This window comes from Shimia sp. (assembly GCF_039969785.1).
Classification (GTDB): Bacteria; Pseudomonadota; Alphaproteobacteria; order Rhodobacterales; family Rhodobacteraceae; genus Shimia.
Genome location: NZ_JBDVNC010000005.1, coordinates 16,686 through 37,509 on the forward strand (window position 1 = coordinate 16,686; position 20,824 = coordinate 37,509).

15 protein-coding genes and 5 pseudogenes are annotated in these 20,824 nt (G+C 52.9%); 2 read left to right on the forward strand and 18 right to left on the reverse strand.

The features are described from left to right. Positions 1 to 4 precede the first annotated feature (4 nt). The 6 genes from ABJI08_RS02260 to ABJI08_RS02285 all read right to left on the reverse strand — a co-directional run bounded on the left by ABJI08_RS02260 (position 5) and on the right by ABJI08_RS02285 (position 9,656). Positions 5 to 1,252 carry a polysaccharide pyruvyl transferase family protein gene (locus ABJI08_RS02260; protein ID WP_348400208.1) on the reverse strand — a complete coding sequence of 416 codons (1,248 nt, stop codon included), beginning with the start codon at positions 1,250 to 1,252 and terminating at the stop codon, positions 5 to 7. 194 nt (positions 1,253 to 1,446) lie between these two features. Then, on the reverse strand, positions 1,447 to 4,440 hold the full coding sequence (locus ABJI08_RS02265; protein WP_348400209.1) for a calcium-binding protein: 2,994 nt from the start codon (positions 4,438 to 4,440) through the stop codon (positions 1,447 to 1,449). Positions 4,441 to 5,345: 905 nt separating this feature from the next. Then, positions 5,346 to 5,897, reverse strand: coding sequence for a DUF3833 domain-containing protein (locus ABJI08_RS02270; protein ID WP_348400210.1), 552 nt, complete (start codon positions 5,895 to 5,897; stop codon positions 5,346 to 5,348). Further along, positions 5,894 to 7,120, reverse strand: coding sequence for an MFS transporter (locus tag ABJI08_RS02275; RefSeq protein WP_348400211.1), 1,227 nt, complete (start codon positions 7,118 to 7,120; stop codon positions 5,894 to 5,896). Before ABJI08_RS02275 ends, ABJI08_RS02270 begins: the two co-directional genes overlap by 4 nt. Before the next feature lie 96 nt (positions 7,121 to 7,216). Further along, positions 7,217 to 8,374, reverse strand: a complete 1,158-nt coding sequence (locus ABJI08_RS02280) for a cyclopropane-fatty-acyl-phospholipid synthase family protein (protein ID WP_348400212.1) — start codon at positions 8,372 to 8,374, stop codon at positions 7,217 to 7,219. After that, positions 8,313 to 9,656 carry an FAD-dependent oxidoreductase gene (locus ABJI08_RS02285; protein WP_348400213.1) on the reverse strand — a complete coding sequence of 448 codons (1,344 nt, stop codon included), beginning with the start codon at positions 9,654 to 9,656 and terminating at the stop codon, positions 8,313 to 8,315. The genes ABJI08_RS02280 and ABJI08_RS02285 overlap by 62 nt, the downstream gene beginning before the upstream one ends. 124 nt (positions 9,657 to 9,780) lie before the next feature. Here ABJI08_RS02285 and ABJI08_RS02290 point away from each other — a divergent pair, with 124 nt between their 5' ends. Together ABJI08_RS02290 and ABJI08_RS02295 are read left to right on the forward strand one after the other, a co-directional pair. Further along, complete coding sequence (locus ABJI08_RS02290; RefSeq protein ID WP_348400214.1) at positions 9,781 to 10,554, forward strand: DUF1365 domain-containing protein; 774 nt, start codon at positions 9,781 to 9,783, stop codon at positions 10,552 to 10,554. Beyond that, the gene (locus ABJI08_RS02295) at positions 10,551 to 11,276 is read left to right on the forward strand and encodes an SDR family NAD(P)-dependent oxidoreductase (protein WP_348400527.1); all 726 of its coding nucleotides are present in this window, start codon (positions 10,551 to 10,553) and stop codon (positions 11,274 to 11,276) included. Before ABJI08_RS02290 ends, ABJI08_RS02295 begins: the two co-directional genes overlap by 4 nt. Before the next feature lie 265 nt (positions 11,277 to 11,541). On the opposite strand, the gene ABJI08_RS02300 is transcribed toward ABJI08_RS02295, so the two are convergent. From ABJI08_RS02300 to ABJI08_RS02355, 12 genes and pseudogenes are all read right to left on the reverse strand, one after another. Then, positions 11,542 to 12,057, reverse strand: a complete 516-nt coding sequence (locus tag ABJI08_RS02300; protein ID WP_348400215.1) for a fasciclin domain-containing protein — start codon at positions 12,055 to 12,057, stop codon at positions 11,542 to 11,544. Positions 12,058 to 12,239: 182 nt separating this feature from the next. After that, complete coding sequence (locus ABJI08_RS02305; RefSeq protein ID WP_348400216.1) at positions 12,240 to 12,875, reverse strand: ChrR family anti-sigma-E factor; 636 nt, start codon at positions 12,873 to 12,875, stop codon at positions 12,240 to 12,242. Then, the gene (locus ABJI08_RS02310; protein ID WP_348400528.1) at positions 12,872 to 13,390 is read right to left on the reverse strand and encodes a sigma-70 family RNA polymerase sigma factor; all 519 of its coding nucleotides are present in this window, start codon (positions 13,388 to 13,390) and stop codon (positions 12,872 to 12,874) included. Before ABJI08_RS02310 ends, ABJI08_RS02305 begins: the two co-directional genes overlap by 4 nt. 673 nt (positions 13,391 to 14,063) lie before the next feature. Next, positions 14,064 to 14,400: pseudogene (locus ABJI08_RS02315) on the reverse strand (transposase); the annotation flags it as partial. Positions 14,401 to 14,471: 71 nt separating this feature from the next. Beyond that, positions 14,472 to 14,735: pseudogene (locus ABJI08_RS02320) on the reverse strand (DDE-type integrase/transposase/recombinase); the annotation flags it as partial. Between the two features lie 122 nt (positions 14,736 to 14,857). Beyond that, positions 14,858 to 14,971 (reverse strand): annotated as a pseudogene (locus tag ABJI08_RS02325) (IS6 family transposase); the annotation flags it as partial. A 61-nt stretch (positions 14,972 to 15,032) separates the two neighbouring features. Further along, positions 15,033 to 15,116, reverse strand: a pseudogene (locus ABJI08_RS02330) (sulfopyruvate decarboxylase subunit alpha); the annotation flags it as partial. A gap of 26 nt (positions 15,117 to 15,142) precedes the next feature. Then, positions 15,143 to 15,553, reverse strand: a complete 411-nt coding sequence (locus ABJI08_RS02335) for a universal stress protein (RefSeq protein ID WP_348400217.1) — start codon at positions 15,551 to 15,553, stop codon at positions 15,143 to 15,145. Positions 15,554 to 15,580: 27 nt separating this feature from the next. Further along, positions 15,581 to 15,910: pseudogene (locus tag ABJI08_RS02340) on the reverse strand (galactitol-1-phosphate 5-dehydrogenase); the annotation flags it as partial. A gap of 55 nt (positions 15,911 to 15,965) precedes the next feature. Then, positions 15,966 to 17,012, reverse strand: coding sequence for a DUF475 domain-containing protein (locus ABJI08_RS02345; RefSeq protein WP_348400218.1), 1,047 nt, complete (start codon positions 17,010 to 17,012; stop codon positions 15,966 to 15,968). Between the two features lie 3 nt (positions 17,013 to 17,015). After that, positions 17,016 to 19,490, reverse strand: a complete 2,475-nt coding sequence (locus ABJI08_RS02350) for a TRAP transporter large permease subunit (RefSeq protein WP_348400219.1) — start codon at positions 19,488 to 19,490, stop codon at positions 17,016 to 17,018. A 112-nt stretch (positions 19,491 to 19,602) separates the two neighbouring features. Then, positions 19,603 to 20,697, reverse strand: a complete 1,095-nt coding sequence (locus tag ABJI08_RS02355) for a TRAP transporter substrate-binding protein (RefSeq protein WP_348400220.1) — start codon at positions 20,695 to 20,697, stop codon at positions 19,603 to 19,605. Between the last annotated feature and the right edge of the window lie 127 nt (positions 20,698 to 20,824).

A 20,824-nucleotide genomic window follows, 5' to 3' on the forward strand; every position in this document is an offset into this window, starting at 1 on the left:
CCGTTTAAACCCCTGCCTGGCGGGCAATACAGTCCATCTCACCTGAAGCGCGCGCTCGAATGCTGGTCAGCCGTGTCGCCAGATCGACTTTCATGTCATCGCGCGCCTTGAAAGACTCCACCGCGCGATTGGCCAGCGTCGCGGCATCCAGATCGCGCAGATCAGCCACATCACCGCCGATTCCACATTCGTCAAACACACCTTTCGCCTTGTCTGTATACCCAAGCCCCAGCGTCGGAACGCCTGATGAAAAGGCCCCGATTGTGGCGTGCATACGAGCACCTGCGAACCAATCCAGCCGCGCCAATATCCACTTCAGCTGCATCGCATCCATCTGACCTTCTACGGCCAAAACACGACCCTGCGCCAAGGGGCCCAAACGCCCGATCAACTTGTGCGCCGCGGCCAAATCGCTTTCGACTTCGGTTTTAGGTTTGTGCACGTGTGGCACCAACAACAACCGGAGATTAGGTTCAGATTGCAGCAAAGACCGAGCCATCGCTTCGATCTGGTGATCGTGCGGGTCAGCCAACTGGAAATGCCGTTGCGCCTCTGCCGGCGCGTTGCATAGCAGGCCAGACACGTTCAATCCGGCCACCGGAAAGTCACGCTCTGCGGACAACCAATGCTGTATTTCGCCCGACACGGCGACCGGCGCGCGCTCAGGCAATGCCACAGCTACATCGACGCCCAAACGATGCTTTTCCGGATCAAAGTCCTCGCCCAGCTTTTCTTGAAGAAACGTCAGACTTTGGGCATCGCGCACCCAAACCGCCGCCGCCTGTTTCAGGATATCCACGGCGATGCCAAGGCTTTCGGGGGCGTGAAACGGACCCAGTTTTTGCGGCAACAAGATAAGGGGCACGCCAGCCGCCAAAGCCATGCGTTTGGTCATCACCATCGCTTCGAACCGCTTGGGGCCATAAATATCGGTAAAGCTATCGCCACCTGAAATGTCGAGTACAGACTTCGACCGAGCAATTGCCCGCGCCGAAGCGCTAAAGCCGCCACCGACACGTACCATCGACAGTGCGGTGCGCAAACTGTCTCCGCGCCAGAAGCGGCGGTGATGGGTCAGCCCCACCAGATTGACCGTACAATAGCTCCAGTCGGCCTGCCGTTGACCACGGCCGTGATCGGCGATTGTTACTGCGTCCGCCCCACGTTGCGTCAACCCCGCAACAACCGAGTGGCACAGTGCGCTCACACCTTGGTTTCCAGTGTCGGGGGCCGCATTTATTAAAGTAATCATGATGAAACCTCTTAAGTCTCCTGATTACTAGGGCATTATTGCGCCTCTGCATCGCACGCATCAGCCACACAATGGCCCATTTCGAATAACCCCACCTATACTTTAGGAGAGTTCGTTCAACCTAATAAGGTTCACCACCAATGGCCAAAAGCCGCTCGGTGGTGAAAACAGAATTTCATTGAAGATACTCTACATCAAAGGAAGGTGACGTTAATCGCGTCAATTTCTTCAACCGTCAGCCCATTCATAAAAATGCAGTCTTGCAATCCGTAGCTCAATTCAACGCTTCCACGGATTTCTACCCAAGACAGGTCCTCTTCTGCGACCCCGATCAGATGTAACGTGTCCTCTACCGTATCAAAGTCCAGCAAAAGGTCATGACCATCGCCAACTTTGAATTCAAAAATATCCGCACCGGCATCCCCGGCCAGAAAATCAGAACCGGCGCCACCAGACAGGACATCTGCACCCTCGCCACCGCTCAACGTGTCTGCGCCAGCACCGCCGGAAAGGTGATCATCACCGATCCGCCCCAAAAGCTTGTCTTTACCATGATCACCCGACAGAACATCTGCGCCAGCACCACCATCCACGTGGTCATCCCCACCGCCACTGGTCATAGTATCGTCGCCAACATTGCCAGTGATCCGATTGTTGCCGTCATTGCCGGCACCAGCAAAATCTTGTGTACCAAAGAACACCAAATCTTCAACATGTTCGGACAGTGCGAAATCGGCCTTGGCATGCACGACGTCGTGGCCCTCACCCGCGAATTCAACAATCGTGTCGAATGCGTCACTGACCTTGTAAGTGTCATTCCCTAGGCCGCCATAGGCGATGTCCGCCCCCGCATTGCCCGACAAAAGATCGTTGCCAACGCCACCATACATGACGTCATCGCCTAAACCGGGGCAAAGAATGTCATTTCCATTTCCACCAAAGACAGTGTCGTTTCCGCTGCCTCCATGGAGTTTGTCATTGCCATCGTCGCCATAGAGCAAGTCGGCACCATCTCCACCATGCAACTTGTCATGATTAGCACCGCCATAAATCGTGTCGTCGCCTGCACCGGCAATGATGTTGTCATTGCCAGCCATGCCCGTCAAAAGATTGCCCAACTCATTGCCCACGATCATGTTGCGCAATTCGTTGCCCGCGCCATTAATCGCGGTCGAACCTTTGTCCAGCCAGAGGTTTTCCAACCCAGCTCCAAGAACGAAGTCCACTTTCGATTTCACCGTGTCGGTCCCATCTCCGCCTTCTTCGGACACCACGTCTTCAGCGTTATCAACAAAGTACGTGTCGTTGCCTGCGCCCCCGAACAAATGATCCGCACCACGTCCTCCGTCAAGAATGTCGTTTCCATCATCACCGTGAACAAGGTCGTCGCCGTCCTGCGCACGAATAAAATCACGGCCGGCCCCGCCGAAAATATCGTCATCTCCTGCACCAGCGTAAATCTTGTCATTGCCACCATAGCCAAGGATAACTTCGTTCGCCCCATCGGTCCCATCGACCTGCGTTCCATCCGCGTCCGTGAAACCAACAATGTGATCATTCCCGGCTGTTCCCTGAACCGGTGATGTCTCGATGGTCAGAGTACCGGTGTCTGAAGTGCCGCTTTCGTTCACGATAGAATAGGTCAATTCTGCCGTAACATCGCGCGTCGGGCTGCCTGGCAGGATATGAACCTGCCCATTGCCCAAATAGGTTACAACTTCCCCATTGCTCAGGGCAAATTCTTGTCCAACCGACACCGCGATGCCGTTTATATGTGACAGGCTCAGGCTGTCTCCTGCGCCCACATCATCATTGGCCAACAGATCGAGCGTCACGCCTGCGCCCTTGGCTGCGAGTTTCACCAAATCGTCCTCGGCAAGCGCCACCGACAGGACTGGCGCACGTAGCAGCACGCTGGACGAAGTATCGATGCCGAGGAACGGGTCGACGCCACGGGTGTCCAGTGCACCGTCATTGCTTGAAACGCGTGGCGCATCCGCGAGCAATTCCAACGCCAAAGACCCATTTTCAACTTCAGTTATCTTATAGAACCCACCCGTTTTCAGCGTGGTCACATCCAAGTCATGATCAGCGTTGTTCGCGCCGATATAGACGTTGCCATCCGCATCTACCATTGTGGCACCAAAGGCGCTTACTGGAATGCCTGATTGCATGTCCCCTTCTACCAAAGTGCCTGTCACAGCCCGGGTGGTCACGATGGGGTCTCCGCCAAGCGCGACTTCACTGATGTCGATCGACACAAAGGTGCCATCTTGCCCTGCAACGCCGCTGTGCGCCAAACCGAAAAAGGTCTGAGATGGCCCATGATACGCCAGATCAGCAAGCCCGCTTGTCGAAAAATCAAGCGACGGCAGCGACAAGACCGAATAGGTCAATGCACCATTGGCATCAACTTCAGACAGGTCATATACCACCGCCTGCCCCAAATTACCGCTAAATGTCCAGAGATTGCCCTGATCATCCACGTCCCCGATATACGAGCCCATAATACCTGAAGACACTGCATAAGTCGCCCCACGCGCATCCATCGCAATCACGTCATTCTTTAAGATCTCGCTTCCGTTTGCGTCAAAGCCATTCGAGCGTGCGATGCCGTAAATCAGGTCATCTTCTTGAGAATATCCAATCGCGTTCACATTAACCGCTCTAGGAACTTCGGCCTCTGTGTAGCTATTGGTTTCCAGATCAAAAACCACAAGCTGCCCGTTCAAAACCTGATAAACATGACTTTGACCGGGGGCAAAGGCATCGACGGTCACCTCATTCCCGCCAAATGTCATCGCTTTTTCATAAGAAGGCACCACACCCGACGTATCAATGGAACCCTGATCTCCGCCCAAAACACTGGTTATCCTAAACTCAAGGTTTTGGGCCTCGCCTGCGCCAGCCAGCTCGAACGTGTAAGTCTCAAACACCCCACCCACATGAGTAAAACTGCCCACGCTTTCGCCGCCAAAGATCACTTCAACTCTTACGCTTTCCACATCCGCCGCAAGGTTTGACGCAAGATTAAATTCAAGTTCATAGGGCACTCCGAGGACAGTTTCGACAGTCGTGCTCAACACTGGCACGCCATCATCGTCCACACCTCCGACCCAGTTTTCGGAAACGGCATATTGCTCGAACGTCAAACGATCATCGACGTCTTCAAGTAGATTTTCTGGCATTCTATGAGCCCCCAAAAATGTGATGCAGAGCATCAGGTCAAATACAGGACTTCGTTCCAACCCGTTGCTACGACTCGTTCCTGACGCACCTGCTCAATGTCCGAATTTCATCTTTTTGACGAAGCATTTCACGCGCTCAAAAGACTACTCTCAACCTCATTGGGCTATCACTCACATCAATTCGAATAGTGCTTCGCCGGAAATTTAGAGAAATTGAGTGAATTTACCGGCATGCAAATCATCTGCTCTAACAAGCGATGTTACGGGACAATCCGCCCTAGCCATTCAGGGTTTGTCTGCCGTTCGATATGAAAAACATAGCGACCTGTGTTGTCAGACCAGTTTAAACTAGTCTCAACAAGGCCGGTGATCTGCGCGCTAGGCGCCACAAACCGGCCAGCACCTCACTTCAGTGATCTGGAGCGCGAGGAAGAATTGTGCTGTTCACCTTTGGTCGTCTCGAATATCTGGTCGCGGCGTGACCGCCAATTCGAACAATGTCGCGTCCGATCAATTTTGTTTTTGCGGATTCATTTTACAAACGGGCGGCCAATTCTGTTCAACAGAAACGGATGCCTTCATGGCTTACATCAATGCGTCGTTTATGCAGCAACATCGCCTTAAACCCGACGTAAAAGAAAGCTATGACTTACAATATCAATGCCCGTCGAAAAGTTTTGGAGCTCGCTTTGAAATAGAGAAAAGGGCGAAGCTTTGCCATAGCAGCCCCACTAAACCGCCCTGCCCAGTTTCAAGCCGGAACCCGCTGAAAATGTCTTTGCATTGCTATTTTGACAACGCGCGAAAGTATCATGCAACCGCAACCCATGACAGCACCAAGCCTTGTGCACAGTCCTGTTTTGTCCAGACAAGTCATCGTGGAGGAACGCGATATGTAACGAGAATCACTGAGAAATCGGTCGCATGGTCGCGATCAACTCTGCGACCTTAATACCAAACTTGCGCATTTCAGAACGGTTCATGATCACGCCATTACTGGTGAGATAAAGCCAGTCTGTTACCGTCAATGTGTGCCCTCCGGATTCTTCGGGCAGCTTGATTTTGTACTCCATTTTGATTGTCGAGCCCGAAACCGATCCGCGGGCTAAGCCAATGATGTCATCGGCGGTCGCGGTAAATGTATTGGCCTCGCCAAGCGTCAAATACCATTTTCGGCTTTGTTGCTTGCCATTCGAATACGTGAACTCCTCGCTAAGCGTCCCGGTGTTACCATCCCAGCGACCGAACATCTTCGCTACGAAACTGTTGGTCATTTTGCCGTTTGGTCCAAAAATCAATCCCTCGGACAGAATTTCGCCAGACAAATGGGTTTTGAGCGAAAACGCTGGACCGCTGTTGATATAGTCAGACGGCGTCTGTGCGCGAAAGCTGAACAAGATTGTTTTGGCAAGCAGAAGCAAAAGAATAAGCAACGGCAGAACGAATAGAAGTTTCATAAGGCCTGGTCCTCTGTGGGGAGTCTAAAGACAAGTGCCAGCGCGACAAGTTTCAGTGCGCAGGGAATGATCGCGTAAGTGATATTCAACATGCGCAGCGCCGCGTCACTGTTGGGAACACCTGGTCTGAAACCGCTGTATTCAAGCAGCGGCAGAACAATGAAAGCTGCCATTGCAAGCCCCAACTTTCCGGAGAACGACCATATGCCGAAGGCAACGGAGCTTTTAAGTCCGGCTAGGGTCAGGGACACAGAGAACATTGCCGGAAGGATGACCATATCAGCGCCCAATGCCGCGCCAGAGGCAAGGCAAATAATGGAGAAACCGACTATGTCGCCTTGCGTCAAAAACGCGGCGCCGATGAAACCCAGAACAGCCAACGGCATCGCGATCATCAAAGTGGCTCTTGGCCCAGCTCCCCGGGCCACTTTCGTCCACAAAGGCACACTCAGGCCGGCGCTGAGAAAAAAGAAAACCAATAGAGGTCCTGCTTTTCCAGCCAATTGAAGACGGTCTTCGACAAAAAACAGAAAGAGTGTGGACGTAATTGCGACTGGCAGACTGTTAACCAAGCCCAAGATCAAGAGCCGTAACGAACCTGCTTGGCTGAGGCCCGCAAATGAAAATCGCGCACCCAATATGGGTTCGCGCCGCCAGATGGGCAGAGCTACCACAGCGGTCAGCACGGCAATGGCACTCAGAAACAATCCAAACACAGGGTATCCATACGCCGCAGCTCCCAAACTGACAAAAATCGCTGGTGCTATGGCAGCAATTATTACGCCCGCCAACATGCCAGCTTCGCGAAACGCGGCCAGAGTCATCAACGCTTGAGGGGCCGGACTTTTGGCAAGAGTTGCACTCCGGCCATAAAGCAGGATCATTCCGAGGCTATAGGCAGAAAACAGCAATACCAAAACCATCACTAGGTTTGTCAATAAGTTGGGCCCTGGACGTATGTGAAACAGCAGGGGAAACCCGATAGACAACCCAAGCGCCGCCGCCGTAGCAAAGAACACCTGAGCTCTTGGCCAGCGATCGATCGCCCAACCAATAAGAGGGTCCTGCACCAGATCGACCAGGCGGATCAAAAACAGGATCGTGCCTAATGTGCCCAAACCAACCCCAAGGCTCACCGAGGCAAATCGCGGCAAATGGATGTAAAGCGGAATACCAGCAGCGGACAACATCAAGGCATAGAGGCTGATACGTGGGTAAAGCATCACACGCCTAATTGACCAGCATCAAGCCACGCCACGTTGACGCCGGTATCCAGTAGATATTGGGGAATTAACGCTGTGTATGGACACGACAAAACGCTACGCATGCGCTAACTCGACTTGAACAACGTTGGTGTGTCCGATTGCAAACGAAGCTGTACAAATCCCAAGATAGTATTCCCAATTGCGGAAAAAACTCTCGTTGTAACCCATCTGGCTGATCCGCGGCTTTTGCGCCCCAAGGCGATCCGCCCAAATTCGGCAGGTCTTCGCATAATCTTGTCCAAACGCAAAATTGTCGAGCACCTGAAGGCCTGCGTCTTTTGCTTGCTTATTAATGACATTGTCTGACAGCAGCATCCCCCCGGGGAATACATACTGTCGGATGTAATCAGACGAGTTTCGGTACGTTTCAAAAAAGCTGTCTTTGACGGTGATAGCCTGCAAGAGAACACGCCCCCCTTCAGCCAAGTTCCGTTTAAGCGTTGCAAAATAATCGGGCCAGTACCGTGTACCGACGGCTTCAATCATCTCAATCGAAACGATATTGTCATATTCCCCGTTGAGGTGGCGATAGTCCCGCAACTGTATGTCCGCGCGACCATCAAGACGGCATTCCGCATAGCTTTGCTGATTTCTTGAAATGGTAACACCGGTCACGTGGTGCCCGTCTTCGCTTGCTTGTTCAGCAAAGCCTCCCCACCCACAGCCGATTTCCAAAGTGCGATCCCCATCGCTCAACCGGGACAGAACGCGCGCGTTTTTTCGAGATTGAGCACGCATCAGATCATCATCGGACCCCTCAAACAATCCCGATGAATATGTCATTCCCTCATCCAACCACAGCGCATAAAACTCGTTGCCCACATCATAATGCGAGCGAATGTTCCGGCGCGAACCACGCAGCGAGTTGGCCCGCATCACTGTGTCGACCAAGCGGAATTTAGCCCGTCTCCAAGGATTGGCTTGATCATACGCCCCCAAATATTTTCGATTTTTCATTGCCACGGACATCAACCCTTCAATTGACGGCGTGTCCCACAAACCCTGAACATAAGTTTCCCCAAGCCCAACTTGCCCATGCGCAGCCATCGCCGACACTGCCGCCCAATCGCGGATAACCATTTCAGCTTCGGGACCTGAATGGCCGAATTGATAACGTTGGCCCTCAGGCGTGCGCAGTGTCAGTTGCCCTTCACGCAGACGTTCGCAAGTTGACAGGAAATTCATCTTCAGGGCTTTGTTTGTAAGGCGCATTTTCCATACCTTTAAATTTATGGCGATCATTAAGTGCACGTACGATGCGCATAGCGCTTGCGATGCCATCTTCATGGAAACCATGCCGGTTCCAAGCGCCCGCAAACCATGTGAGATTTTGCCCCTGCATCTGGCGAATATCCTGCTGAGCTTTCAGCGCCGCCTTGTCAAAAACGGGATGCGAGTACGAGACTTCGTCATAAATCGCGTCTTTTGGAATTTCCGTTGAAGGGTTCAGTGTTACAAAAAGAGGGTCGTTTTCCGGAATGCTCTGAAGCTTGTTCATCCAGTATGTCACGCCGATGTCGCCGTCTTGCGATCGATAGGCCCAACTCGACCAACAAGCACGGCGCTTGGGCATCTGCCCCGCATCGCAATGCAAAACGGCTCTATTGGGCTGGTATCGAATACTGCCGAGCGCGTCTCTCTCGCCTTTTGTCGCGCCATTTCCCAAAATGCGCAAAGCTTGATCGGAATGGCAGGCCAAAACAATTTCGTCAAAAACCATAGGGTCAGCTTGAGCGGTATTGACGCGCACCCCGAATGAGTCGCGATGAACACTCTGCACAGGCGTGCTAATGTGAAGTGTGCAATCACGTGCAAGCAGAGCTTGTTCCAGCCTGCGAATGTATTCGATGCTGCCACCTTTGACCGTCCACCACTGGTGTTCACCAGTCCCGGCCAAAAGCGCGTGATTGCGGAAGAATTGTACAAGAGACTTTGCAGGAAACTGATCGACGTCTGCCACACGGGTCGACCAGATCGCGCCGCACATCGGCATCAAGTAATTGTCTCGAAACCATTTTCCAAGGCCCAACTCATCCACTAACTCACTAATGGTCTTGTTGTCGTCCTTCGCAGCCGCCTCCGCCCGTTTCCCAAATCGGATAATGTCCCAGATCATTTTGAAAAACTGTGGTCGCATAAGGTTGGTCTTTTGAGCAGCAATCGCGCTCAGATTGGAAAGGCCGTATTCTAGCTTTCCCCCGTCGATGCTGGCCCCAAAACTCATCTCACTCTTTATAACAGGCACGTCGAGATCGCTGAAAAGTCGTGTGAGATACGGATAGGTGACATAATTGAAAACGATAAACCCCGTATCAACGGGTTGATTGCCATTTTTACCAGCCAAAACCGTCCGCGCATGCCCACCCAACCGCGGGTTTGCTTCAAACAGAGTAACATCGTGATGAGCCGCCAAATAGTACGCTGCAGACAGCCCCGAAATGCCACCCCCGACAATGGCGACCTTCCTGCGCGGGCCATGAGTTTGATCGAACATGCTGTCCTCATCTTGCAAACGTTTCGAAATTGTTACGCGGCCATTGTCTCAACGGATCAAAATTGCCGCGGAAATCTTTTTGGCGGAATTTGATCCAGAAACCTCGCGCGCGCGTAATTAATGTATGAAGCTAGAGCATATTCAGGCCCGGACACTTCACGTCCGTCGCGGCGCGTTGAAAAATGCGTTCAGCTATAGCGTGGATTATGTTTTGACCGATTTTGGGGTTGAGACTCCCCTGCTATTATCGCGCAACCATTTCAACCTTTGGTCATTGCGGGACAATCGCCATGGTGGCGTACGTGGGTCCGGTCGCGGCCTGAGATGGTTCAAGGAAATTCTGGCAGATTGTGGTTTTGAAGTCGATACTGCTCAGTTGTATTTGCTAACCCAACCCAGCTTTTTGTGGTTCCACTTTAACCCTGTCAGCTTTTGGATCGCCGTGGTGGATGGCACACCGCGCGCATTTGTTGCGGAGGTCGACAGCACCTTTGGTCAACGCCATTGCTATTTTTGTGCGCATGATGATTTTGGCCCGATCCGAAAGAGCGACACAATGGTCGCTAAAAAATTGATGCATGTATCGCCATTTCAAAAAGTGGCGGGACACTATCGGTTCAATTTCGACTTCAACGAGACAGCAATCGACATTCGTATTTCCTATGAAAATAAGAGTAGTGGCGTATTAGCCACCTTGTCAGGAACACGTCTTACGGCGACAAATACATCTTTGCTGTGGGCGGCCTTCAGGCGTCCGTTGGGAGCTGTAAGAGTGCTTGCCCTGATCCATTGGCAAGCAGCGAAGCTTTACTTAAAGCGGGCGCCCTTTCTAAAAGCACAGCCTGCACCGGAGCAATTTGTAACCACATCGCACAGCGATCAAGACCTCGCGAAATGACAAAATTCTCGGGCAAAACCTACTGGCTTATTGGCGCTAGCGAAGGACTAGGACGGGCCTTGGCAAAACGTTTAAGCGATGAAGGTGCCCAACTGATCATTTCGGCACGCAATGTAGAAAGACTTGAAAGTCTGCGCAAAGAAATTACCGATGCTCGTGTTCTCCCTTTGGATGTCACAGATACTGAAGCCGTTCGACAGGCCGCAAGCAAGATCCACCGATTACATGGTGTGATCTATAACGTTGGCACCTACGAACCCTTGACCACAACAGACTGGGACAGCGACACGGCGCTCACGATGTGTGACGTGAATTTCGCAGGAGCGTTACGGGTCCTTGGCGAAGTTGTTCCCAAATTTATCAAAGCAGGCGAAGGGGACATTACTTTGGTCGGATCATTGGCTGGATACCGCGGACTGCCTAACGCAATTGGATATGGCGCGAGTAAAGCCGCACTGCGAAGCCTTGCCGAAACCATGCGGTTTGATCTAAAGCGAACCGGAGTTGTGGTCCGTTTGGTCAATCCCGGCTTTATTCAGACGAGATTGACGGAAAAAAACAGCTTTCATATGCCGATGCTCATGACGCCAGAGGCTGCCGCAGAAAAGCTGCTGAAAGCCATGAAGAAGCGATCGTTTCGAACAGATTTCCCTGCACCGTTTTCATGGGTCATTCGCAGTTTGGTCTATCTGCCCGATTTTTTCCTATACCGGGGTCGTTGACGCCTGTGACTTTCTCGGTTGAAAGTGTCGCCAGGTCAGTTCAGCAATAAACTTAGGGCTGCCTTGGTTTTCAAAACACGTGACCGGGACAGCGTTTGGCGCACACTTGAACCTTTTTTATCCGAGACCACCGATATGTCGGACACCTTTCATTTGGAAAAGGTCTACAAAGAAAACCGACACGCAAACAAAGAGGCCAATGTATTCCACAAAGAAACACACCGGCCAGATTTTTTCTACCAACAATATTGAAGGCTACTTGCCATTAATGACACGCCGGGCGCGTGCCAGGCAAAAGTACTTTGTCGACAACATGGATCACACCGTTATCGGCTTGAATGTCCGCGATGATCACATTGGCTATTTCACCAGTGCCGTCCGCAATTTTGACGCCCTCGGCGTTCGCCGTGATGCAAAGACGTTCGCTCGCCAAGACGGGTTTGAAGGAGTTTGACCCCGCTGGAATCATGTCTGCTGTCAATTTGCGGTCGTCCACGTGGTACAGCAGAACGTCGGTAAGCTGCGCCTTGTTTTCTGGCTTAAGCAACGTCTCAACGGTTCCCACAGGCAACGCGGCGAAGGCATCATTTACCGGAGCATAAACCGTAAAAGGTCCGGGCCCGGCAAGCGTTTCTGCCAGACCCGCAGCGGTAACAGCCGCCACAAGAGTCGAGAACCGATCGTCACTAATGGCGATATCTACGATATTGTTAGCATGAGCAGTTGCTGCCGACACGCTCAGTGCCGCAGCGAAGAATGCAGTTTTAAAGTTCGGCTTCATGGTGGTTCTCCTTGAAAGTGGACGTCGTAAGCCCGGTCTGATTTTCAATTCGTAAAAGGGGTACGCCAGCAGGACGGCAAAGGATCAATTCATCACACATTCGTGACTCAACCCATTGAAACAAAAAAGAAACGGCCGATTAATCGACAGTTTCTTGCGTTTTCTTTAAGCTTTAAGCGACGCTAAATTCGAAACATTGGCTGCAACAGCCTTGGAATAAATGCGCTAAATCGCAACCGCGCATCAGTAGCCGCCAAACAGATGCAAGCTTCACCGAAATCCGCCACTGGAGTATGCTCCACCTCCTCATCCGCAATTTCTAGGTCGCCAACCCCAAACCGGCCAGTCTCGTCACTAAAGCTGCCTTGCAAGACCAAAGTCAGCTCCAAACCGTTGTGACTGTGATCAGGCACGGCCTGTCCCGCCGGAATGTATAGCAGGCGAACCGATCCATTGGCGTCGGCTGACAGGATGTCTTGACGAACTCCCATTCCCAGTTTTTTCCAGCGGGGTTCACGCCCCTTCATCACTTCCAAAACTGGTCCCGGGTAAATTCCGCGACGCTCATACACAGGCTCCGGCGAGAATGATGCATCGAGCTGCGCAAAGATGTCGCCTTTAAGGTTTGACGAGACCGCGACAGAGTAGCTTTCGTCCAAAACAGCGCCGCCAACCGCTTGATGAGCTTCAAGTGCGACGCGGCATTTTGAGCAAAGCGAAATATGACTTGCCACAGCGACAGCGAAAGCATGTGGAAGGTTGCCCGCGGCATAGGCGGCCAACATGGCGTCGGGTATATGATGTGTAACGGAACTCATTGTTGGAGATCCTTCAATTCGTGTCTTAATCGTTCCAGACCTAGCCGTATCCGCGATTTAATAGTTCCAAGTGGAAGGCCGGTTTGCACGCTTATTTCCCGATGGGTCAACTCTCCCAAATAGGCCTTTTCGATCATCTCGCGCTGATCAGGTTTGAGGGCAGCCAGTGCTTCTCGCAATTGTCCGGCCTCTTGTTGAACACCAAGGATTTGACTGGCATCAGGTTCTGCTCCGGGCTCTTCCTTCAACTCTTCCGGCATTGGTCGGTTTTCTTTTCGAATGATGTCTATCTGACGGTTGCGCGCGATTTGATAAATCCAAGCCGATACCTGAGCACGATGTGGATCGAACAACGCCGCTTTACGCCAAATTGTCAGCATCACGTCCTGAACGATTTCTTCGGCTTGAGGCGCAGATGTTCCAGATCGCATAATGAAGCCTTTAAGCCTCGGTGCAAAGTGATCGAAAAGAGCCGCAAACGCAGTTCGATCACGATTGTCTCTTACAGCGATCATCCACTGCGTCGGTTGCGATAATTCAGTATTGCGTTGAAGCACAGAATTTCCTTCATGACCAACCGCCAAGGAGGCATGTCGGGAGTGGCGCGGGATATGGAGTTTCTGTGTCAACATAACCTGAATACGGAGTTCTGTGAAACGTGGATCATTTTTCCCGAGTTTTGCCCCTGAAAAAGGCCAAAGGTATGGGGCGCTGATCCAAGAATTTGTAATTCATCGCTTCGTCAATCCGCTTGACTATTTATACAAAGCCCCATGCCGACTTCGACATTAGTCACATATTTGGGTTAGGCTCTTTGTGACAGTAATTACTGCGTTTGATCTAGGTCGCACGCTACAAGATAGCTTTGCCCGTTTCACGCCAGACTTTTCGACAATGCCTAGCCGCTTTGCTGGCCCACGGGCAAGGAGGTGGCATCACCTCAGATTGCCCAGCAAAACAGGGGACAAACCAAATCCCAAAGCGCAGAACCAAACGGCCTTTGCGCAAAATGGGCGGACTGCAGACCATCTCTGCGGATTCGAAGTTGGAGAGTATCAACGGTGGGTGCCGACATTGATTAAGCCAAGAACCTCGACCTCTTTCCGCGCCGCCGCAAGGCCGCAGGGAGCCCGTTGAGGTTATTCATGCACGCCGCAGCGAGTGTAAAACGCGGACGGGATGCTGCTCACGATGCGCGTGGATGAACGCGTACCTCACTTTGCATCCCTGGCGAAGTCCCTTCTCGCGCATTGCTACGCAATACCCTGCCGGGCAGCGCGACAGTGGCCTCGTTTAGGATGTCGCGCTCCTCTGTGACCCGGGCCAGTTCTTTCTTGAGCCGTCTGACCCCAGCCTCTTGGTCGGTCTCCCTTTGCGGCTTCGAGAACTTGGCCATCCAAGTGTACAGAGATTTGGTGCTGATCCCGAGCCGTTCGGCCACCTCCTTGACTGGGTAACCGCGCTCAGTGACCTGCGCCACAGCGTCGATCTTGAAATCATCTGAATAGCGAATTTGCCCCGGCATTTACGTCGTCCTTTGCTTCCAAAATTACCAAGCAATGCGTCTGCAAGTCTTGGGGAACCTCAAACATAGCTTTCCAGTACCTCGCCTTCGTGATCAACAGCGCGCCAAAGGTAATGTCGCTCACCGTTGATCTTCACGAGAACCTCATCGAAGTGCCATCGCCAGTTCGAGTAACACCGCATCCGACTGACCCGTTTTCTTCGGATGTCTGCCGCAAACATTGGGCCAAATCTTTTCCACCAAAACCGGATAGTCTCGTGGCTTACGTCGATGCAGCGTTCATGCAGCAGGTCTTCAACATTCCGAAGGGATAGCCGAAACCGAACATACATCATCACTGCGAAGCGGATGATTTGCGGGCTGGTTTTGAATTATCGGAAAGGGGAGCGTTTTGTCATGATCAAACGCTACAAAACCACCCTACCCGCCTCAAGCCGGTTTCTTCTGACAAGACCTGCAGAAGATCTTCTACGTTTCGTAGCGAGAGTCGAAATCGGACGTAAAGCATCACCGCTAGGCGAATGACTTCGGGACTGGTTTTGAAATAGCGAAAAGGGGAGCGTTTTGTCATAAAGTGAAGCTACAAAGCCGCCCTGCCCTTCACATCCGAGTTTCCTCTGACACCGCCATTCGGCCAGCTGCTTGCAGGGCGCGGTTGTTACAAAAGAGACATCATTGGCAACAAGATCATCAGCGATCTTCTTGTCGATGTTCATGGTAGGGTGTTCCTTTGTTAAGGCTATTATGTGTCACGGTGTACGTGCACGGCACAAGGAGCGTGACGCACCACGCGTGCAGCGGTCGACCCGATCAGGTAGTCTGTGAGACCGGGTTTGTGTGATCCGATCACGATACAGTCGAAATCATGGGTGACTGCGTATTCGATGATTGCCCGGTGGGCCTGCCCACGCGTGATCTGCGCGTTGACGTCATCAAGCCCCGCCACCTTTTCCTTAAGGATCTCGCTGGCGCGCTCATAGCCCCGGCGCACGGTGTCTTCACCGATATAGGTGCTGACCGATCCCATAGGCACTTCGTAAACATGCAAAGCGGTGATCTGACCACCGCGCGCGCGCAATGCCCGTGCGATTTCCAGCGTGTGCTGGGAAATCCCATGATCAAGGGCCATGGGAACGAGTATCTTGTCATACATAGTTGAATTCCTTTTTGGGTTGTTCGGTTAAGACCACGGGTCGAGTATGATTTTCGGTGCAGCGACCGTGCCGTTGTGCAGATCGCGGAATGCCTGCACTCCATCTGACAATGCGCGCTCTTCGATCCAGTCGAGAGGACCTGGGCGGCTTTCAAACAGGGCATTTGCCGTGTTTCGACAGTCTTGCGCAGTGAAGGTATGGGCCCCGATGAAGGTGATCTCCTGAAGCGTCATGCGGCGGACATCAAGGCCATCAGCGTCGTCCCCCAATCCTACATGCGCGATCACCCTGCCCGGCGTGGCGGCTGCTGGCGCCAAGGCGCGCGTCGACGCATAACCAACGGCATCTACGACAATGGTGGCAAGGTTATTCACGAGTTATATCTGGATGGCCCTGTTAGCTTGCTAGGAACTATGCTTCACGCTTGTTGTGAGAAATGGAAGCGTAGAAAGCCAAGGCAATCAGTGCCATGCCAATTCCGCCTGTTATCAGCTCGTGCACGTGCACAAGGGATTGCAGGAACATCACGATGGACAGAGCAAAAATCGAATAGAATGCGCCGTGTTCCAAATAGCAAAACTCTGCCAAAGTCCCGCGTTCGACCAGCATTATCGTCATCGAGCGCACATACATCGCGCCAATGCCCAAACCGATGGCGATGAGCAGGATATTGGTCGTCAGTGCAAATGCACCGATCACCCCATCAAACGAAAAGCTGGCATCAAGCACTTCGAGATACAAAAACGCCCCCAACCCGCCCTTGGCACCGATTGCGGCGGTCGAGCCAGCCATGTTGTCCAGATAGGTCCCAAGACCATCAATCATTGTAAACACGAGGAGTCCCATGACGGCCGCGGTCAAGAACGGCGCTACTTCGTGTCTAGGCAATGACCGTGAGATCAGCAACACTATCACAAGCACCAGCGCAATCTCGAAGCCGCGGATTGACCCCCAAAGGCGCAACCGTTTCTCGAGCACTTCAATCCAGTCAACCGATTTGTCTTCGTCGATGAAGAACTTCAGAGCAACCATCATGAGGAAAGTTCCGCCGAAGGCCGAGATCGGACCATGAGCGTGACCGATAATTCGCGAATACTCGTCTGGATCTGAAAGGGCCAAGTGCATTGCCGCGAACGGGTTGATCCACGCAAAAACGGCAACAATGGCAAGCGGGAAGATGATCCTCATCCCGAAAACCGCGATGAGAATCCCCCAAGTTAGGAAGCGTTTCCGCCAGACCGGGGTCATCTCTTCCAGCTTGTTGGCATTGACGATCGCGTTGTCGAAGGACAGCGCAATTTCAAGCGCGGCCAGCACTGTTCCGACCATGAGGAAAGACAAAACGCCTGCCAAATCGCCCTTGGTTGCCCAGCCCAGCCAGCCAGTCAGGCCGAGTCCAAGGGCCGTCGTTATCAAAGGCCATTTCAGGTAGGAAAGAGAACTACGTTGTGTGCTCATGGTCTAGTTTCCTGACATTACGGCCGGTAGCCAAAGCACCAGCTGAGGGAAGAGGAACAGAAGGATCAGGCCCAGCAGTTGGACCAGCATGAACTGCATCATGCCAAGGTAGATATCTTTGAGATCCCAGTTGGGCACGACGCCTTTGAGAAAGTAGGCCGACAGTGCGACGGGTGGCGACAACCATGCAGTTTGTAGGTTCACCGCGACCAGGATGCCGAACCAGACCATGAGGTCGTAGCGCTCCAGCCCATACACATCCAAGGCTTCCACGGTTGGAAGAAGGATTGGAACAACAATCAGCACGATCGGAACCCATTCCAGCGGCCATCCAAGCAGGAAGATTAGCGCCATCACGATAATCAAAATCAAGTATGGCGACATATCTAGTCCCAAAAGCAGCTCGGTCATCATCTTGGGCGTTCCAAGTGCACTGAATTCCGCACCAAAAAAGTTCGACGCAGCCACGAGAAACATGATCAGAACTGTGATTTCCAAGGCCTTGATCAGGCTGTCAAAAAAGCTTGGGATGGTGAACTTGCGATATCCGATTGAGAGCAGGATCGCACCAAACGCCCCCATTGCTGCGGCTTCTGCAGGCGTTGCAAGGCCGAGCAGGATTGACCCCAAGGCAAAGGAAATCAGGATCGTGGGAGGCATCAGCCCGGCGAAGAACTCGTCCCACAGGTCCGAGAAATAAAAGCCACCTTCGGCTTCTGAGTGGTAAATCGGACGCGCCAAGAAAGCCAAGAGTGCGATGAATGCTGCCATTACAGTCGACCAGATTGGCAACCCGCTACCGCCTCCAGTATTTGCGAAAATCATGTAAACATGGAACAGCACCGCTACGGGCAGGGCGATACGAAGAACATTAAGTTTCCGATAAGCCAGATAAGCTACAGCTAATGTAATGGCCAAGACGATCAGGCCACCAAATGGAATCACGCTGCCAAAGGCCCCGCCCATACTCAGGCCAAACACGCGGCAAACCGTCAGGACACCCAGGCAGACCAAGGCGACTTCAGCCCCGTAGAAATTCGATGTATCTGGCTGGTCCTCTTCTGCTAGGATCGGCCCCAAATCTGGGTTTAGCCAGCACCGCCCAAGGGTGTAGAGCAAATAGAGTGTCGCGAGGAGCGCACCGGGAATGAAAGCCCCCCGAAATAGGTCCAGCGTGGAAACTTCCAGGACGGGCCCCATTACGATCAACATGATCGAAGGCGGGATCAGAATGCCCAATGTGCCGCCTGCGGTGATCGTTCCCGCCGCCAACTGCACGTTGTAGCCAGACCGACTCATAGTTGCGCCAGCCATAATACCAAGAAGGGTCACGGATGCGCCCACAATCCCAGTTGCCGCGGCAAAGATCGTCGAAACGATCAACACCGCAATAAACAGTGCTCCACGAACGCGCGCCATGATCATCTGAATAGAAGCGAACAAGCGCTCCATCAAACCTGCGGCTTCCATCACGATCCCCATCAGGACGAACAGCGGAACTGCCATCAACTGGTCGTTCAGCATTGTGGAGTTCGTGTTCAGGGTCATCAACAGGGTGGTCAGTTTGAAATTGGCCCCCCAGATGCCGAAAACGAAGGCCAAAAAGATCAGGGTGAACGAGATTGGGAACCCTATGAAGATCACGAAAAGCATCGCGCCAAGCATGATCAAGCCAATCGTAGGTTTGGACAGGCTAGGCCGGGCCTTCATCAAATCAGTGAACCATTCGCCGCCTAACACAAGGTCAGGCGTGAAGATCGCAAGAACAAGCCAAATCAGCGCGGTCACGTAGATCGGTAAAGCCCTCACAAACCAACGCTCGCGCTCTTTTCCCATTTTGTGAAAAGCCCGGAAAATCTCGGGAATGCCTTGCAGCAACAACAAAAAGCCACCCACAGGCATCGCCAAACGCGCAGGCCACAAAACCGGCCCCCAGGCGCTGTCGATAGCCATGGTTTCGCCTCTCGAAAACGCAAGCCACCAGAACTGGGTGGCAACCACGGTGAAGAAAATCATCGATGGTATGAAGAACAAGAGGTAGAGCGTCGCATCCACCGTTGCTTGCGTCTTGTCTGTCCAGTTGCGGTAGAGGAAATCTGCGCGGATATGTACACCGCGCATCAGGCCATAGCCCGCAGCCGCCATGAACAACACGCCAGCAATCATACGGCTGGTGTCATAGACCCACAACGTGGGGCCGAGGCCAAGAGAACGCGCGAGGTCTTCGAACCCCGCATTGGACAAGATCGAAAATGAATTTCGCGAGAGGACCTCAAACACTACCACCGCAATCAACGGCACCATCAAAAGCGCGATGATTTGGCCTGCGCGGTAGTTCAGCACATCAATCGCTGCTGTGATCGGGCGCTGCCACGCAGTCATATCTTCGGGCGTTTCACCGGGTTTCTCGGCACGTCGTTCCGCGATCAGCTCATCAGCGATCTCGAGCTCATCTGGGTTCACCTCATCAGCGACCATCCCCGTTCTCCCTATTGTCAGCACCCTTTGTGGGCCTTCATTTTTGGAAAAGGCCGATGCCCTTGCCGAAAATGAAGCGCGGGGCCGCTTGGGCCCCGCACAATGGCTGGATTTACTTCAGCGTGTCAGCGTGGGCTTTGCCCAAACTTGCGTTCGAGGCCTGTGCGCCAGCCCAGAACGGAACAGCGATGTCCGCAAAGTCCTTCTGGGATTGCCACACTTCTGCGAAGAACTCGTTCTCATCCGCAGCTGCCTGCAGCGCATTCTTTGCAGCCGCCATATACTCGGTGAAGTAGTCAGCGGGCGTGTCTTCAAGGATAACACCGTGATTGTCGGTCAGATCCTTCAACGCCTTACCGTTTTCGTAGATGCGGTAGGACATCGACTTGGACAGTGACGCGTTCGCCGCAACTTCCAGAGCTTTCTTCTCAAGATCCGTCAGGTCGTTATAGAAATCGAGGTTTACATACATGTCGGCGTTCACGACGACTTGGTGCAAACCTTGCAGGTAGTAGTGCTTGAGTACTTTCTGGAAGCCAAAGACAGAGTCAGGCTTCGGGCAGCACCATTCAGCCGCGTCGATCGTGCCCTTTTCCAGTGCCGGCAGGATGTCGCCGCCGCCCATCGCAACGGCTGGAACGCCGATGTCAGCATAAGCTGCGCCAACCATGCCGGGAGGTGCGCGGAAACGCATCTGGCGGAAGTCATCCATGGACTCGATGGGCTTAGGGAACCAGCCGAGGGCCTCGGGGCCCACGGGCTGAAGCATGAAGCCTTTTACGTTCACACCCATTTCCACCCACAGACGGTCATAAAGCTCCTTACCACCACCGTACTGGAACCAGCTCAGGAACGCGATGTTGTCCATGCCGACACCAGCGCCCGCAACAGGTGCGCCAAAGAGGTTGGCTGCAACGTGCTTACCACCCCAGTAGTGAGTCCAGGCAAAACCGCCTTCGACAAGACCTGCATCAACCGCATCCATGATGTCGCGCGGCCCAACGACGGCACCAGCAGGCAGAACTTCGATGGTAAGCGATCCGTTGGTCAGCGCGGCTACGTCTTTGCCAAACTCGTTCAGCATAAAGACCTCGTCAGCTGTGCTTGGCAGAACTGACTGAATGCGCAGAACTTTCTCTGCCATCGCGGTCGATACCGTAAGCACCAGTGCTGCAGCGCCGGCCGCTACATATTTTAGTTTGAACATTATCGTTCCTCCCTAGTTTTATTGCCCTCACGGTTCGTTTTCTTTGCTGCCAAAGGCGAAGGCATAAACCTGGCAGTGATCGATTGTTGGCCAATCGGACAATTGAATCCGGTCGGCATGAAATTGG